At 43.5% G+C, this 16,641-nt stretch carries 13 protein-coding genes; 7 read left to right on the top strand and 6 right to left on the bottom strand.

Annotated features, from left to right (window positions below; all coding sequences use genetic code 11):
• Positions 1-81 precede the first annotated feature (81 nt).
• Positions 82-1,437, top strand: a complete 1,356-nt coding sequence (locus BHC51_RS01570) for an MFS transporter (RefSeq protein ID WP_100153202.1) — start codon at positions 82-84, stop codon at positions 1,435-1,437.
• A 129-nt stretch (positions 1,438-1,566) separates the two neighbouring features.
• On the opposite strand, the gene BHC51_RS01565 is transcribed toward BHC51_RS01570, so the two are convergent.
• Positions 1,567-3,297: a cation:proton antiporter domain-containing protein gene (locus BHC51_RS01565; RefSeq protein ID WP_100153160.1), complete on the bottom strand. Its 1,731-nt coding sequence runs from the start codon at positions 3,295-3,297 to the stop codon at positions 1,567-1,569.
• 339 nt (positions 3,298-3,636) lie between these two features.
• On the opposite strand from BHC51_RS01565, the gene BHC51_RS01560 reads away from it, so the two are divergent.
• Entirely contained in the window at positions 3,637-4,575 is a 939-nt protein-coding gene (locus BHC51_RS01560) for a Dyp-type peroxidase (RefSeq protein WP_100153159.1), read from the top strand.
• A gap of 104 nt (positions 4,576-4,679) precedes the next feature.
• The gene (locus BHC51_RS01555) at positions 4,680-6,182 is read left to right on the top strand and encodes a cation:proton antiporter (protein WP_100098787.1); all 1,503 of its coding nucleotides are present in this window, start codon (positions 4,680-4,682) and stop codon (positions 6,180-6,182) included.
• 86 nt (positions 6,183-6,268) lie between these two features.
• Here the strand turns inward: BHC51_RS01555 and thrC are convergent, their stop codons facing one another.
• Positions 6,269-7,681, bottom strand: a complete 1,413-nt coding sequence (gene thrC / locus BHC51_RS01550; RefSeq protein WP_100153158.1) for a threonine synthase — start codon at positions 7,679-7,681, stop codon at positions 6,269-6,271.
• Positions 7,682-8,206: 525 nt separating this feature from the next.
• Here thrC and BHC51_RS01545 point away from each other — a divergent pair.
• From BHC51_RS01545 to recX, 4 genes are all read left to right on the top strand, one after another.
• The gene (locus BHC51_RS01545) at positions 8,207-9,520 is read left to right on the top strand and encodes a replication-associated recombination protein A (RefSeq protein ID WP_100135461.1); all 1,314 of its coding nucleotides are present in this window, start codon (positions 8,207-8,209) and stop codon (positions 9,518-9,520) included.
• Positions 9,507-10,577, top strand: a complete 1,071-nt coding sequence (locus tag BHC51_RS01540; protein WP_180296400.1) for an aldose epimerase family protein — start codon at positions 9,507-9,509, stop codon at positions 10,575-10,577. The genes BHC51_RS01545 and BHC51_RS01540 overlap by 14 nt, the downstream gene beginning before the upstream one ends.
• Positions 10,578-10,739: 162 nt before the next feature.
• Positions 10,740-11,447, top strand: a complete 708-nt coding sequence (locus tag BHC51_RS01535; protein ID WP_100153156.1) for a phosphoglycolate phosphatase — start codon at positions 10,740-10,742, stop codon at positions 11,445-11,447.
• Positions 11,444-11,917, top strand: a complete 474-nt coding sequence (gene recX / locus BHC51_RS01530) for a recombination regulator RecX (protein ID WP_100098782.1) — start codon at positions 11,444-11,446, stop codon at positions 11,915-11,917. Before BHC51_RS01535 ends, recX begins: the two co-directional genes overlap by 4 nt.
• A 127-nt stretch (positions 11,918-12,044) precedes the next feature.
• Here recX and panS read toward each other — a convergent pair whose 3' ends face one another.
• The 4 genes from panS to lpdA all read right to left on the bottom strand — a co-directional run bounded on the left by panS (position 12,045) and on the right by lpdA (position 16,573).
• Positions 12,045-12,998 carry a ketopantoate/pantoate/pantothenate transporter PanS gene (gene panS, locus BHC51_RS01525; protein ID WP_100153155.1) on the bottom strand — a complete coding sequence of 318 codons (954 nt, stop codon included), beginning with the start codon at positions 12,996-12,998 and terminating at the stop codon, positions 12,045-12,047.
• Positions 12,999-13,030: 32 nt separating this feature from the next.
• Positions 13,031-13,297: a 30S ribosomal protein S20 gene (rpsT, locus tag BHC51_RS01520; protein ID WP_025330392.1), complete on the bottom strand. Its 267-nt coding sequence runs from the start codon at positions 13,295-13,297 to the stop codon at positions 13,031-13,033.
• A 129-nt stretch (positions 13,298-13,426) separates the two neighbouring features.
• On the bottom strand, positions 13,427-14,545 hold the full coding sequence (locus BHC51_RS01515) for an AI-2E family transporter (RefSeq protein WP_100098917.1): 1,119 nt from the start codon (positions 14,543-14,545) through the stop codon (positions 13,427-13,429).
• A 273-nt stretch (positions 14,546-14,818) separates the two neighbouring features.
• On the bottom strand, positions 14,819-16,573 hold the full coding sequence (gene lpdA / locus BHC51_RS01510; protein ID WP_100153154.1) for a dihydrolipoyl dehydrogenase: 1,755 nt from the start codon (positions 16,571-16,573) through the stop codon (positions 14,819-14,821).
• Between the last annotated feature and the right edge of the window lie 68 nt (positions 16,574-16,641).

Raw genomic sequence — 16,641 nt, 5'->3', positions numbered from 1 at the left:
CCTGCCTTTGTTTCTTTTACAATAGGCAGGTTTTTCTTTTATGCTGTATTCAAAATGAATTCCAAGAACAACGATACACAAATGAATTTCGCCGAAAGGCGTGCAACCTGGGGACTAGGGGCAGTTTTTTCGCTGCGTATGCTGGGTATGTTTATGGTACTGCCGGTTTTAACTACCTATGGCATGACCTTACAGGGCGCCAGCGAAAGCCTGATTGGACTGGCAATCGGAATTTATGGTCTGATGCAGGCAATTTTACAGATTCCATTTGGCTTGTGGTCTGACCGTTTTGGCCGCAAGCCTTTAATTGTTGGTGGCTTATTGATTTTTACTCTGGGCAGCATCATTGCTGCGTTAACAACTTCTATATGGGGAATAATTCTGGGGCGCGCCTTACAAGGCAGCGGAGCAATTGCGGCTGCCGTAATGGCTTTGTTATCCGATTTGACCCGTGAGCAGAATCGTACCAAAGCCATGGCTTTCATTGGCATCAGCTTCGGCATTACATTTGCGATTGCTATGGTATGCGGGCCAATAATCACGCATGCGATAGGGTTGCATGGCTTATTCTGGATAATTGCAGCATTGGCACTAGCCGCTATTGTGCTTACTCTGTTTTTTGTTCCTGACAATAGCATTCATGTTCTTAACCGTGATTCAGGTATGGTACGTGGCAGCTTTGGTATCGTATTGCGTAATTATTCGCTATTTAAGCTGAACATCGGTATTTTTTGTATGCATTTCCTGTTGATGTCAACTTTTATTGCCCTGCCTGTACAACTCGAACTCTCAGGTTTTCCGGCTGCGAGACACTGGCAGATTTATCTATATACAATGTTGATTGCTTTTATTACTGTTCTGCCACCAATTATTTATGCTGAAAGCAAACGCAAAATGCGACAGGTGTTTATTTTTTGTGTTGCCGGATTGCTAATCGCTGAAACTGTATTATGGCTAGCTAATATTTCTTTCTGGCCACTGGTTATAGGTGTTTTATTGTTTTTTATTACCTTTAATCTAATGGAAGCCCTCCTCCCCTCATGGGTCAGTAAAGAAGCTCCAGCGGGTTATAAAGGTACAGCGATGGGTATCTATGCTACCAGTCAGTTTTTGGGCGTAGCCTGCGGTGGCACATTTGGTGGCTGGGTGGCAGCTCATGCTGGCGCACATGCAGTATTCTTATTCGGTATTGGATTAACTATTGCATGGCTGTTGCTTAGTTTTACTATGCATGAACCGCCCTATGTAGCCAGCCTGCGTTTAACTCTGGATAGCAAGCAGATTTTACCTGATAATGCCCAACAACAATTACTGCAACAGGCTGGAGTACATCAGGTTTTGATCGTACCGGAAGAGCACAGTATCTATATTAAAATCGATAGTAAAATTACTAGTCGAAACCAGTTGGAAATGTTTATCAATGGTATTACAAGTTAGATAGAAACGGGCATAAACCCGCTTACCGGTTTATGCCCGTCTATTTAAATTAGTTATAAAGCAAATTGCAGCTAAGTTCTCTGATTATCTTGTTAATCTTGCCCGATTCATCTATAAGTCCAGCTAGATTTATGCTTGCACGAATGCGTTCATAATTTCATTAGCTAATACAATCTGGCTATCGACAACTTTTGTTGCACCAGCCTGAATAAATAACTGTTTGTCTTGTTCATATCTGCTGAAAGTTACAATTTGCAGCTGCGGATTGAGCGCTATTGCAGCCTTGATAATCGATACTATCTCGGTTTTATTCTGAATAGTAATGATCAGATTTTTGGCCTGACCTACAAATACCGCGTCCAGCATGCCATCTGATAATGCATGCCCATAAGCTACAGGTATCTGGCGTGCCCGCAATTTGGTAACTACTTCAAGGCGATTTTCCTGTACATACACTGTTTCATTCTGTGCCTGCAAATGCTTAATTATCTCCTGACCAATCGGACCTGCGCCCACAAGTACAGTATGATCACTTACAGGAGGCGCTACCGCCATATCTTCATCAACAAAATAAATTGATACCGGTTTAATTGGTGCAGCTACCTTCGCATGCGGCTTATCCGACAACATACCGCTATCTGTCACACTGGCTGTTGTTACTGCTTTCTGCTGACACTGTTTTTCCAGATAACGATTCAGCCAAACAAATAAAAATGGATTACAGATAATTGAAATCAGGGCACTGCCCAAAATCAGATCACTAGCTAATGGTGGCAGAATTTTGTATACCGACCCAAGACTGGCAATCATAAAGGAGAATTCACCAATCTGTGCCAATGCCACTGCAATTGTCAGCGCAGTCTGTGGCGGATATCTTAATACCCGTACAATCAAAAATGCTCCCAGACTTTTGCCTACCACCACTACCAGCAAGGTTGCTAATAGCAGTAGTGGTTCACGAATAATAATACTGGGATCAAACAACATGCCTACTGAAACGAAAAACAATACAGTAAAAAACTCGCGCAAACCATTGGAGGCATCCTCCGCAGTATGATTCATGCTGGTTTCACTGATAATGGCACCAGCAAAAAAAGCGCCCAGTGCAAATGATACGCCAAAAAGATAGTTTGCCAGTATGGCACAACCCAGAGCAACAGCAATCACGGCCAGCCGGAAAAGCTCCGGGCTACCTGTGCCAACTACCCGCTGTAAAGACCATGGAATCAGCCTGCGTCCAAGAAACAGCATTACTAGTACAAAGGCAATAATCTGTATACTGGTTTTGCCAAGCAAATAAAGCAGATTAGCACTGGAAACACTTCCCTGCCCAGATAAAACCGGTGCCATTGCCGGAATCATCACCAGCACAAATACCATGGCAATGTCTTCGACAATCAGCCAGCCTGTAGCAATTCGTCCCTGAGTAGAATCGCCCAGATGCCAGCGCTGCAAAGCTGCTATCAGCACAACGGTAGAAGCACATGATAGTGCCAGTCCAAACACTACACCAGCACCAGTACTCCAGCCTGCCAGCCAAGCAAGTAGCCAGCCCAGCAGTGTAGCCAGCGCTATCTGAATCAGCGCACCCGGTAGCGCTACTCGTTTTACAGCCAGTAAATCACGGATAGAGAAATGCAGCCCCACTCCAAACATCAGCAAAATCACGCCCAACTCAGCTAACTGCTGCGACAGATGCATATCTGCTGTAAAACCTTTGGTATAAGGACCAACAATTATACCTGCCAGCAAGTAACCGACTAATGGGGGCATACGCAGTTTGTGCGCTATGTAGCCAAGTACGAAGGCAAAAAATAAACCACCAACGATGGTTTCAACCAGTGGAAATGAGTGATGCATTGCTCTCTCTGAGTAATAGTTAGTAACAGTAAGTAACCTATACTAACGAAAAATTCTCTACAAATAAAAGCTTTTATGATCTTTTAGGGTATAATTACTGTTTCTTATCCATATTTTGCGTATTTTACGCTTTAATATCCCTATTTATTTACCGCATTACTGAAAGAGATAGCGGAGGATGGCCAGATTTGCTACTAGGTTCAGGCTGCCACATTGAAAGGGGGGTTATATTAAGTTTTTTTCGTGGTATGGTTAAAAATATTTAATTTTTACGCCAGTCTTGTACTTAATAACACTTGTTAATTTCACTATAATATTGGTTTAGGGAAGTATTTATTAATGACAATGGACAGAATACCACCGGTTGTAGCCTATCCGGGTAAAAGCGCATTATTTATTACTCTTGGCATTCAGGATAATAATGCAGCTATTGCCAGAGTGCTTGAATTCATCACCGGTTTTTCAGCATTAGTACGCAGTATGCATGGTCGTTTTCACAATGAAAATTTCAATGCATTGATAGGAATCGGTTCCGATGCGTGGGACAAGCTGCGTCCTGGTAAGCCTAAACCAAAAGAATTGGCGCCCTTTACCGCCATCAAAGGTGCCAGACATACAGCCGTAGCCACGCCAGGCGATCTATTTTTTCATATTCGCGCAGATCGTCAGGATATCTGTTATGAAATGGCGGCAATGATTCATGAATTGCTGGCAGACGCTACTTATTCTATTGATGAAGTAAGTGGCTTTCGTTATCTTGATGGACGCGCCATCATTGGTTTTGTTGATGGTACGGAGAATCCGGAAGACATAACTAGAACTGACTATGCATTGGTAGGCGATGAAGACCCATTGTTCTGCAATGGAAGCTATGCATTTACGCAGAAATATCTGCATAATATGCAGGCTTGGCGACAATTGTCTGTTGAAGAACAGGAAAAAGTTATTGGCCGCCGCCGCTATAATGATATTGAACTTTCTGATGAAGAAAAGCCGCAAACGGCACATAACAATGTAAGTAAAGCTTATGATGCTGAAGGCAATGAGCTGAAAATCGTTCGCGCCAATGTAGCATTTGCCTGCCCATCGAAAAATGAGTATGGCACATTCTTTATTGGTTATGCACGCTCTTTCGCTATCACACATCAGATGCTGCAAAATATGTTTACTGGTAATGCTGAAGGGCATGTAGACCGCCTACTGGATTTCAGCACTCCTGTTAGCGGCAGCCTGTATTTTATTCCAGCACCCGATTTGCTGGATGAGTTTGATTCGTAAGTTACTATTGTATGTTTTTATTCAAGGGGAACTTGCTACAGACTACAATAAATTTGAATCAATAATGATCTATTACAACATTTAAATAAAGGAAAACTATTTGCATGGGTAGTGTACTTTTTTTACAGGCAATCACGGTTATTTTTTCGCTGTCTATTGTCACCACACTGTTAAATAAACGTTTATTTGATATGCCTCCGGCCATCGGTGTGCCAATTGTTTCCGCAATTCTGGTATTTGCTCTGCAATGGGGTATGAATCAGTTCGGACGCAATCATTTTATCCATGTGGATATCATGGCGTTAAAAGCCGCTGTTAGTCATATTAATTTTTATGATTTTCTGGTAAACGGAGTAATCTGTTTCATCCTGACCTCCTCTGCCCTAAAATTCAAAATTTCTGATTTAAAACGCTACTGGCGCCAGATTCTGATTCTGGCTACATTGGGCTTATTGTTATGTGCGGCACTCTTTGGCAGCCTGCTTTATGCATTCCAGTTTCTGGTTGGTGATCATGTACCCCTGCTGGTGTTGCTATTGTTAGGCTCAGCTCTTGGGGCTACAGACCCTATCGGCATTAAGGGTGTATTAAGCTCAGTGCGCACTCCTCGCCACTTGATGGTAAAGCTGGAAGGTGAATCATTATTCAATGATGCCATGTGTATTGTGGTATTCATGACTATTCTTACCCTGATTAGCGGACAGCATGTTTCACCAATTGGTGTGGTAGAGAATTTTTTCTATGAAATTGTGGTCGCGGTGATTATCGGATTTATTTTCGGTATTGGTGCACTGCGCCTCCTGCGTGGTAAACATGAAAATGAGTCACTGATTCTGGCAACAGCACTGCTGGCTTCCGGTTCGTATCTAGTAGCTTATTTTGCTCATGCATCCGGCCCGATTGCCTGTGTGGTAGGCGGCCTGATTGTCGGCAACAAATGGCAGGAAGTACTACAGAAGAAAGAAATTGATGACGTTAATAATTTCTGGCATGCGGTAGAGGGTATTATTAATTCGTTCTTGTTTACCCTGATTGGTTTGGAACTCTTTATCGTTGACATGAGCAAAACGTTGGTTATCGGTGGTATTGTAGCGTTCGTATTGCTGCATTTGAGCCGTTTCATTGGCAATATACTGGCATTTATGCTGTTTCCGAAAGTGTACAAGAAAAGCTATCATGGCAGCCTGACCATTTTGTCATGGGGCGGGGTACGCGGTGGTATTTCACTGGCTTTGATTCTGGCTGTAGCCAATATGCCGGCACTGGCCAAATACAGTGATATTCTGGTTGGATACACCTTTATCTGTGTACTGCTTTCCGGTGTAGTATGTGGTCTTGGTTTACCCGAAGTGCTCAATGCGTTTTATCACAACCCAAATGAGCCGAAAGCTGGTTTTCGCGGCTGGTACCAGCGCCAGTGTCACCGCTTTAACCGCAGTGGTGTTATGTATACCATTGAGGAACGCTCCGATGGTTCAGAGTACATTTCCGTATATAATCCGATAGCTGTGGCTACAGCGGCCGCTGATCCGAGTGAGGAAATTGCACTGACTCCAGAAGAGTTAAAACAGAAAGTAGACAAACTGGAAAATCCAGATAATTTTTAAATGAAATCAGCAAAGGCCAGCATAAACATGCTGGCCTTTCTTTATGATACACAATTGCAAAAACAAATTCCGATTGGCTGGTTTACTTACCCCAACTGAGCTTCTACAAATTGTTTAACCGCAGCAGTATCATTGTCCATCACAGTAACATGTTGAGGTAAATCCTCTAATCCGGCAAGATTATCAGGGCGTGGAATCACCACTCCCTCCCCCACTGCCTCATGAATGGTTTGGGCAAATTTGGCGGCCTGCGCAGTTTCCAGACAGATCATGATTTCGCCTGCTTCGCGCAACTGCCTCGCTACCTTTACCCCATCCGCAGTATGTGGATCAATTAGTTGATTATCTTGTGCATACACTTGCGCAATGGTTTGCAGGCGGTCAGCATGGGTACTTTTACCGGCAGCAAAGCCATACTGATGCTGAATTTTATCCAGCAGATGGCTTAAATCAAATCCATTACCAGAAGCAACCTGCTGCCATAGCTGCTGAACCTGTGCGCCATCATGGTCGAGTAAGTCGTAAACAAAGCGTTCGAAATTGGATGCTTTGGAGATGTCCATTGATGGGCTGGAAGTGACAAAAGTATGCGCTGCATCGCGAGGACGGTAATGACCAGTATTGAAAAATTCGTTCAATACATCGTTTTCATTAGTAGCCACAAGCAGACGATGAACAGGCAAGCCCATACTACGGGCAATATGTCCGGCCAGTACATTGCCAAAATTACCACTGGGTACACAAAATGATACTTTCTGCTCATTAGTACTTGTAGCGGCAAAATAGCCTTTAAAGTAGTACACTACCTGTGCCACAATCCTTCCCCAATTGATGGAGTTCACTGTACTCAGGTGATAATGAGCTTTGAAGGCATGATCATTTTGCAATGCTTTCACAATATCCTGACAATCGTCAAACATGCCCTTAATGGCAATATTGAAGATATTACTGTCCTGCAAACTATACATCTGCGCACGCTGAAAATCGCTCATTTTGCCAAATGGCGATAACATGAATACATTTACCCGTTCCTTGCCACGCAAAGCATATTCAGCAGCAGAACCAGTATCGCCACTGGTAGCACCAATAATATTCAGATAACGGTTTTCGCGCTCCAGCACGTATTCAAACAGATTACCCAGCAACTGCATGGCCATGTCTTTAAATGCCAGTGTTGATCCATTCGAGAGTGCTTCAATACAGATACCATCATGCAATATTCTCAGAGGAGTGATTTCGTGACTGCCAAACACTTCTGCGGTGTAAGTTTTATTAATGATTGTCTGTAAATCCGCTTTAGGAATATCGGTTACGAACAGACTAATAATCTGCATAGCCAGTTCGGCATAGCTTAATGAGCGCCAGTCATGCAGGGTAATGGCATCTACATGCGGATAGCTTTCTGGCAATAATAAACCGCCATCATCGGCCAGACCGGCCATTAATGCCTGACTGAAATTTTTCGGTGCTGTCTGCCCTCTGGTACTAATATATTTCATCTTTTCTCCTGTATGATTAGCTAATCATATCTGAACTATAGTTAATAATGCTGTAATTTTAACCTGCATACTCTAGCCTGTGATGCAGAGAATCCTGCTACTCTTTGCAGGCGAACCTGAAGATCAACCATCTTTACAACCTCTTTCATACTGAGCTTGCGTCTGGGATGTTCTGCAACACAGTTACAATATTGTTTATCCACTCTTAATGCGTCAAATAATCCTGCACGCACCAACTGACTAAACTAACACTCCTGATTAATTATAATCCGGCAATACCAGAGACCAGTCCGTACCCTGAATTTTGGCCATATTTAACATAAACATTTGTTACCAATACTATAAAAAACAATACTTTAATCATTATTTTTCAACTGATTAAAAAAAGACTAGAATATAATTGTCCTTTTATAAGATATGTGACCATGCTGATTATACACATAATGCCCTAGTTACATGCCGGGCAAAATTTATACAATCAGGTACAATATATTACACGAACTACCGTGTATTGAATGCCACGATATGGATTTATTTAATCAGAAACCTTTACCCCCACTGGCAGAACAGCTACGTCCGCAGAATCTGGACGAAGTCATTGGCCAGCAACATCTGATTGGTACCGGTAAGCCATTACGAGTTGCTGTAGAAAGCGGACATTTACACTCAATGCTCCTTTGGGGACCGCCCGGAGTAGGTAAAACCACGCTGGCAAGAATTCTGGCACAGAGCTTTAATGCTCAGTTTATTCCGCTGTCTGCGGTTTTTTCTGGAGTAAAAGAAATTCGCTCTGCGGTGGAAAAAGCCCAACTGGCTTTGCAACATGACCAGCGTACTATTCTGTTTGTAGATGAAGTACATCGCTTTAATAAATCACAACAGGATGCGTTTTTACCTTATGTAGAAAACGGTCTGTTTACCTTTATTGGTGCCACTACAGAAAATCCTTCTTTCGAAGTTAATCCGGCACTTTTAAGCCGGTCGCAGGTTTATACTCTCCATTCACTTAGTATCGAAGAACTGCTACAGCTACAGCAAAAAGTTTTCAGCTTACCTGAATTCAAATCACTCAGCATTGATACTGATGCGCAGACATTAGTGCTCCATAGTGCCGATGGTGACGGACGGCGCTTTCTGAATTTACTTGAACAACTTATTCATACCACACAGTCACAACAGCAAACTGAAATCAGTGCGGCCTTAACGGCCAGTAGTCTGGGTACCCAGTTACGTCGCTTTGATAAAGGTGGTGACAGCTTTTACGAGCAGATTTCGGCACTACATAAATCCGTGCGTGGCTCCCACCCCAATGCTGCCCTATACTGGTTTAGCCGTATGCTGGATGGCGGTGCGGATCCACGCTATCTGGCACGGCGGATTATCCGCATGGCTTGGGAAGATATTGGTCTGGCTGATCCGCGGGCAATGCAGATAGCCAATGATGCTGCCCTAACCTTTGAACGGCTTGGCAGCCCTGAAGGTGAACTGGCTCTGGCACAGGCAGTGTTGTATCTGGCCTGTGCTGCTAAAAGTAATGCAGGTTATGTGGCTTATAATGAGGCGCGGGCATTTGTCAAAAAACACTCTTCCAGTGAAGTGCCGGTACATTTGCGCAATGCACCTACTAAACTGATGGAAGAACTGGGTTACGGCCATGAATACCGTTATGCCCATGATGAACCGCATGCTTATGCGGCCGGTGAAACCTACATGCCGGAAGGTATGGATGAACCAGCATTCTATCAGCCAGTAACTCGCGGATTAGAAATTAAAATCGCGGAAAAACTGGCGTTTTTACATAATCTTGATGAGGAGGCCGGCCAGAATGAAACAAAATAAACAATCATTATGTACGATTGACACTCAATCCTTCGGCTTGATAGATGGTGAAAGTGCTACCTTATGGACACTGGCAAACCGTGATGGTATGCAAGTGTCGATTATGGATTTTGGTGCGATTATTACTTCAATTGTAATACTCGACAGAGACAACAAGCCTGTTGAATGTGTTCTGGGCTTTGATAGTGCTGAAGACTATGCCAGTACCTGCTATCGTACAAACAACCCGCACTTGGGTGCGGTCATCGGCCGCCATGCCGGACGTATCAGCTATGCCCGAACCCAGCTCAATCAGAAAGTTTTTCAGCTGACACCTAATCTAGGTGAACATCATATGCATGGTGGTTATACCGGATTTGATCAGAAATGGTGGTCTGTCAGTGCTACTTGTGCTGATGAACATGCAGCTTCCGTTACATTGCAATTATTCAGTGCCGATGGTGAGGAAGGCTACCCGGGCAACCTGAATGTACAGGTATGTTATACCCTGACCGCAAATAATGAATTGAATGTTGATTTTAGTGCTCAATCAGATCAGGACACCTTTATTAATCTTACCCAACACAGTTATTTTAATCTGGCCTTGCATGAAAATACGGTTAGCGAGCATCAATTGTGGCTGTTACCGCAGGAAGTTATCGTTACTGATAAGGATATGATGCCAACCGGCACCATTGCCAAAGCATCGGCAGCACTTGATTTTCATTCTGCACGTCCAATTGCCAATAGTATTATTGATACGGCCTATGTATTACCCCCGCATTCAGCCAATAATATTATTGCTCGTTTAAGCGCACCAGACACTGGTTTATCTATGGATGTTAAAACCGATGCACCAGTAATGGTAGTTTATAACGCTCAGAATCTGCCCGAGCAGCAGGTACCACAACGTAAATCTCTCCGACCATTTGCGGCTATCTGCTTCGAACCTCAGGGTTATACAGATGCTCCTAACCAACCAGCTTTTCCTAATAATATCCTGCGTGCCGGTACTGAATTTAAACAGCATATTACTTATATATTCAGCCGCGACCCTATCCAGCCCATTATCAGTTAACAGTATTTAAAGCAAGCACTAACTATTTTTGCCAGACCAGTTTCAATGCCAAATAAAAATGACTGCTAAACAGGGTAAATGTATCAAGACTAGTAGCCATATCTACGGTTTGAACATGATAAAATGGGTGCTCCTTTCACTCAAACAATACGGCTTATTATCATGAAATGGAATGATATTCATGCTATAGCATTCGATCTAGATGGTACTCTGGTCGATTCAATTGCCGATTTATGTGCTGCTGCCAATCATATGCGCGCTGAATTAAACCTGCCGCCATTACCAGCCGCTGAACTAACCACCTATGTAGGTGATGGTTTGTCTAGTCTAGTACATCGGGCACTCAGCGGCAGAAGGGATGGACAGGCGGATGAAGCAAGCTGGACTCAGGGCTTTACTGCTTTTATTGCCTATTACCGCACTCATTTAAGTGTCCACACCCGTCCTTATCCAGAAGTAGAAACTGCACTGGCTCTATTCCGTACCCGAGGTTTACCTTTAGCAATAATCACCAATAAAAATGAAATTCTGGCCGTGGAGTTATTGTGCCAGCTCGGGCTGGCTGATGCATTTAGTCTGGTTGTGGGCGGCGATACACTTGCTGAAAAAAAACCTTCTCCCATGCCTTTACTACACACGGCGGAAGTATTAGGTGTGCCAATCGGAAATTTATTGATGGTAGGCGACTCAGCCAATGATATTCTGGCAGCTAAGGCCGCCGGTGCATTAAGCTGTGGAGTAACTTGGGGCTATGCCGACATGGGACAGCTGGCACAAAATGCCGAAACCAAACCCGACATTATTATCGATAATCTGCCACAGATTGATGATGGTATGCGTCATCATGGTGACAGCGATATCCGCGCATGAAGCAAAAAATCAGTTTACGAGCCCGCGCGATTACCATACTGGCACGGCAAGAGATCAGCAGAGCCGAGCTGGCACGTAAACTACGCCCGCATGTTGGTGAGGACGACAATCTAGAAGCCCTGCTCGATGAGCTAGAACAGCGACACTGGCAATCGGATGCGCGTTATACTGAAACTTATGTCAATAGTAAAAGCAGGATGCATGGCAATCTGCGTCTACAGCAAAGTCTGAAGCAAAAAGGAGTTAATGCAGATCTGATTGCAGATTATTTACCCAATAAAGATGAACAGATAACCAATGCTGTGACTGTGTTACAAAAAAAATACCGTAAGCCGCCAGCTGATTTAAAAGAAAAACATAGATATATGCATTTTCTGGCCTATCGCGGCTTTGGTATGGATATTATTCACTCTGCTATGCAGCAAGCATGGGCACACACTTCCCTGCCCGATGAAGATGAATACTGGTAATAACTAAAGTATGAATATCAGAATATCTTAGTCTTACGCGTTGACAGTATTGTGTGTCACATACTCAGCAAATAATTATTTAATAAAAAAGCTCGATTAAATAATCGGGCTTTTTCTAATGCTACTATCAATGCAAACTGACATCCCCACGCTTCAGATGGTCATTACTGGTGCCTGTAGGCTTTCCAGACCAGTAGCTGGCCAGAAACGAGCCAGAAATATTATGCCACAGAGAGAATATTGCACCCGGTAAAGCAGCCATCGGTCCAAAAAAGTTAGAACCCAATACAGCAGCCAGACCAGAATTCTGCATACCTACCTCCAGTGCCAGCGTACGGCAGATGGATTTATCAAAACCAAACAAACGTCCACCCCAGTAACCACCAATCAGCCCCAGAGCATTATGCAGAATTACACCTATAACAACTATTGCTGTTTCAATTCCAATTTTATTACTGCTTAGTGATACCACTGTAGATAAGACTACGATAATCAAGCACATGGTTATCAACGGCAGTGAAGGCACAACCTTTTTTACCAGTTGCGGCACAAAATAATTAATACTTACCCCTATGGCAATAGGTAAAGCCACAATCAGGAAGATTTCCTTCAACATATTCATAACTGGCACAGCAATAGATGCAGCAATATATAGTTTTGCCAGTAAGGGCGTTGCAAAGATACCTACTATGGTAGATAAAGCACTAATAGTTACCGATAGTGCCACATCGCCCTTGGATAAAAATACCATTACATTGGAAGCAGTACCGCTGGCTACACACCCTACCAGCACCATACCTGCCTGTAATTCTGCTGACATATTCAGCATCTTGGCAATCAGCCATGCTGCCAGAGGCATAATCAGGTAATGCAGACCAATACCAGCTACTATAGGAGCTGGCCGTTTCAGTACTCGGGTGAAATCCTCAATTTTCAATGTCATGCCCATAGATAGCATCACCAGCATTAACATTTCAGAAATATAAGGTTTTAGTGGAATAAAAACGGCAGGGTTATAATAGGCAAAAATAGAACATAAGGCTGCCCACAATGGGAACAGCCTTGTAATAATTGCAATCACGAGAATCGTCTCATGCGATGACAGAAATTTGCTTAGGCAGCCATAGCCTTGATTTTGGCAGCCAAGCGGCTTTTATGGCGTGCTGCTTTGTTTTTATGAAAAACACCTTTATCAGCAATGCGATCAATCACTTTAACGCTTTCGCTGTAAGTAACCTGAGCGGCAGCTTTGTCACCTGCTTCAACGGCTTTCAATACTTTTTTAACCGCAGTGCGAAAAGCGGTACGCAAGCTTGCGTTGTGAGCACGTTGTTTCAGTGCCTGACGAGCGCGCTTACGAGATTGTGCACTATTGGCCATCAATATCTCCTAACATACATATACAAATCATGAAACGCAGAATTTTAATGACTTCGCAGCATAAATGCAAGTGCCCCTGTTGTTTTTTAGCTGGCAACCGATACAGACAAGTAATTAAGATTACTTGTCTTAGTCTGTTTTTTCGTCCTTAATGATGGCATTTTCCGGTAGCTGACGAAAGTAATCACTGCGCCAATATGCCTGCGTCCCTTCCTGAATCAGCACCAGACATACCGCTGCCAACGGCAGTGCCAGCAACATGCCAACAAAACCAAGTAGCTGCCCGAATGCCATTAACGAAAAAATCACCCAGAATGGCGACAAACCAATCCTGTCACCCACAATTTTCGGGGTAACAAAGAAGCTTTCCAGAAACTGACCAACTGCAAAAACTCCCCACACCATTAACAATCCCGTCCAGCCATCAAACTGCAATAAAGCAGCAAGTGTTGCCAGTAGCAGGCCGGTAAAGGCTCCCAGATAAGGTATAAACACCAGTAAACCGGCAACCATACCAATCGCAAAACCAGATTCCAGTCCTACCAGAGCAAGCCCCAGCCCATAAACCATTCCCATGATTACCATAACCAGCAATTCACCACGCAGGAATGCGCCCAGTACTGTGTCCATATTGGTGGCTATGCGATTGTAAGTAGGTAAAGCACGACGAGGAATCAAATGGCGGATACCTGATGTCCAGCGATTCCAGTCCAGTAGAAAATAGTATAGTAGAAAAGGCAATAACAGCAGATTGGTAATCCATTCCACCATACCACTGCCATGCTGCCACACCATAGGCAATACCTTTGAAGCAGCATCCTTAATACTGGCATTATGTGTTTGAATCCATTGAGCTACGTATCTGGATATATAATCCATATCCCAGCGAATGCGTATGTGAAAAGTCTGATTCAACCAAGGAACAAGCTTATAATGAACCCAGTTGAGAAAATCAGGCAATTTAGCATAAATGTTGTCGATCAGATTAATCAGCATCGGCACAACAATCAGTAACAAAATCACAATTACACTCAGCCCAAGCAACATTACTAGCATGGCTGCTACTGAGCGCGAGATTTTCAAACGATGCAGTTTTTGTACCAATGGATTCAAAATGTAAGCTAATACGCCGGCTGCCGCAAACGGCATCAAAATTGGTTTTAGCCCGATAAACAGGGTGATTGTTACCAGTATTACTAGTCCGCCAATAATCCATGGAGTAATATTAGAATGCTTTTTGCTGTTCATATTCATTAAATTTGTACTCAGACTGATTAATAAAAATATAAGCTTACAGCAACATGCAGATAATGATTCAGCTGCATATTAATCCTGATAATAACTGAATAAATACCGTGCTGGAACGATTAAATATGGCTTGCTGATTAAATGTCTATATTCTTTGTATTAAAAGTTAAATTCTAGCAAACAAAAGTTAATATCCAGCAATAGTTATTTCCAACCAATAAAAAAAGCTGTTCGAATATATTCGAACAGCCTGCAATAAAAACTTTTTACTACTTATTTTTTACGCTGAGGCGGTAAATCGGTACAAGTACCCATTGCCACTTCAGCAGCCATGCCTATTGATTCACCCAGTGTCGGATGTGGGTGGATTGTCCGACCGATGTCGTCTGCATCACAACCCATTTCAATAGCCAGACAGATTTCACCAATCATATCGCCGGCACTTGGGCCAACAATCGCACCACCAATAATCAAACCACTATCTGCATCAAAAATCAGCTTGGTAGCTCCTTCGCTGCAACCGTTAGCTACAGCACGACCGGAAGCTGCCCATGGGAATACTGCCTTGTTGATTTTCACACCTTCTTTTTTCGCTTGGTCTTCTGTCATGCCAACCCATGCTACTTCTGGGTTGGTGTAAGCTACGCCCGGAATCACTCGTGCATCAAAGTAAGCCTGATGACCAGCACAGTTTTCTGCGGCTACATGAGCTTCATGTACGGCCTTATGCGCTAGCATCGGCTGGCCAACAATATCGCCAATTGCAAAAATATGTGGCACATTAGTGCGCATTTGCTTATCAACATTAATAAAACCACGATCGGTTACAGCTACACCGGCATTCTCAGCACCAATTAACTTACCATTAGGTGCACGACCAGCAGCCACCAATACCAGATCATAGCGTTGAGGTTCTGTAGGCGCTTTCGCTCCTTCAAACGTTACATAAATACCATCTTCTCTGGCTTCAACAGCCGTGGTTTTGGTATTCAGCATAATATTATCGAAGCGGTGCTCGTTTTTCTTCTGCCAGATTCTTACCATATCTCGGTCAGCACCCTGCATTAGGCCGTCCATCATTTCAACTACATCTAGACGTGCGCCCAGTGTGCTGTACACTGTACCCATTTCCAAACCGATGATGCCACCACCGATAATCAGCATTTTTTCAGGCACAAATTTCAGTGCCAGTGCACCGGTTGAATCGACGATACGAGGATCTTCAGGGATAAACGGTAAATTAACTACACGGCTACCAGCGGCAATAATGGTGTTTTTGAAGGTCAGTGTTGTCGTCTCACCAGTTTCAACCCTGCCTTCACCTGAAGTTAATTTTACTTCAATGTGATGTGGATCAATATAACGGCCATTACCACGGATAATGTCCACTTTACGGGTTTTGGCCATACCAGCCAAACCACCGGTCATCCTAGCTACTACTTTTTCTTTGTAGCTACGCAACTGGTCAATATCAATTTTTGGTGCCGGATACTCAATGCCATTAGCTTTGAGCTCTTTAACTTCATCAATAACCGCTGCATTGTGCAACAAAGCCTTGGAAGGAATACAGCCTACATTTAGACACACGCCTCCCAAAGTAGCATAACGTTCAACGATGGCAACTTTCAACCCTTCATCGGCAGCAGCAAAAGCAGCTGAATAGCCACCGGGGCCACCACCAAGTACTACTACATCGTATTCGGCATCACTGCTGCCACTGTAACTGGCTGCTTGCGGTGCGGTTGCCGGTGCGCTTTCTGTTGGCACAGAGGCTGCTGTTTCTGCTTTGGCAGCAGCTTCTATTACTGCAATTACACCGCCTTCAGAAATTTTGTCGCCAACTTTAACTTTAACTTCCTTCACCACACCGGCAGTCTCTGCCGGTACATCCATGGTGGCTTTGTCAGTTTCCAGCGTGATCAGCGTATCATCTACCGCAACAGAATCGCCCGGTTTGATTTCTACCGCAATAATATCAACATTTTGATAATTGCCAATATCTGGTACTTTTAGTTCAATTAAGCTCATGGTCTAACCTTTGCTTGACTGTTGCGATTATCACAACAGAATTTACCTGTATTTCATGTACACAGGCT

It is taken from the genome of Snodgrassella alvi (assembly GCF_002777745.1).
GTDB lineage: Bacteria > Pseudomonadota > Gammaproteobacteria > Burkholderiales > Neisseriaceae > Snodgrassella > Snodgrassella alvi_D.
Note: the sequence above shows the minus strand (reverse complement) of the source record. Positions and strands in the feature narration are given on the sequence as shown.